1 CRISPR repeat array is annotated in these 952 nt (G+C 51.1%).

Going from position 1 to position 952, the window contains the following annotated elements:
• Positions 1-3: 3 nt before the first annotated feature.
• A CRISPR array of direct repeats spans positions 4-948; the repeat unit is 30 nt; unit sequence CTTTCGGATGTCCCTATGAGGAATGGAAAC.
• Positions 949-952: the final 4 nt, after the last annotated feature.

Below are 952 nucleotides of genomic sequence, written 5' to 3' on the forward strand. Positions count from 1 at the left end.
CAACTTTCGGATGTCCCTATGAGGAATGGAAACTGTCCTCTTTTTCCCGCTTTGTGAGCTCATTCCACTTTCGGATGTCCCTATGAGGAATGGAAACAAAAAGTGTCCAAACCCGCCACGTGGAGGCGTCCGGCTTTCGGATGTCCCTATGAGGAATGGAAACCTATTTTTGTGGCGGCCTCCTGCGCCTGGATGTCGCCTTTCGGATGTCCCTATGAGGAATGGAAACCGCAGCTAGTTCCGTCGCCCGCGAGCCACTCGCCGACTTTCGGATGTCCCTATGAGGAATGGAAACGGTTGGGAGCGAGGTCTACGACCCCCTGTGCGGCCTCTTTCGGATGTCCCTATGAGGAATGGAAACTCGACACCTCCAGACCCAGAGACACCGGGTTCGACTTTCGGATGTCCCTATGAGGAATGGAAACTAGAGTTAGTGAGAGTTACTCTATCTGCTCTCTGGCTTTCGGATGTCCCTATGAGGAATGGAAACTTTCCTTCCGGTCACACACCCACTTGTAGTGCCGGCTTTCGGATGTCCCTATGAGGAATGGAAACCCTCCAGCCCCCCTATTCCCCCAAGAGCTTCCTCCCTCTTTCGGATGTCCCTATGAGGAATGGAAACCCCCCCTTTATTACTTTAGTTTGCTCTCCATCCTTGCTTTCGGATGTCCCTATGAGGAATGGAAACTTTTGTTCCTCCTTATAGTCGATCATGCCATTCTTCTTTCGGATGTCCCTATGAGGAATGGAAACTCGTAGGCAGATTGGTCATCTACCATTCCTATTACCTTTCGGATGTCCCTATGAGGAATGGAAACCATTCGAGGATTGCCAAGCGGTTCGAGTCGATCCATCTTTCGGATGTCCCTATGAGGAATGGAAACCGTCTTTGTCGCCGGTGTATTCGAGGATATCCTCCTTTCGGATGTCCCTATGAGGAATGGAAACGCCT

Origin of the sequence: Dethiosulfovibrio salsuginis (genome assembly GCF_900177735.1) — a bacterium.
GTDB classification, from domain to species: Bacteria; Synergistota; Synergistia; order Synergistales; family Dethiosulfovibrionaceae; genus Dethiosulfovibrio; species Dethiosulfovibrio salsuginis.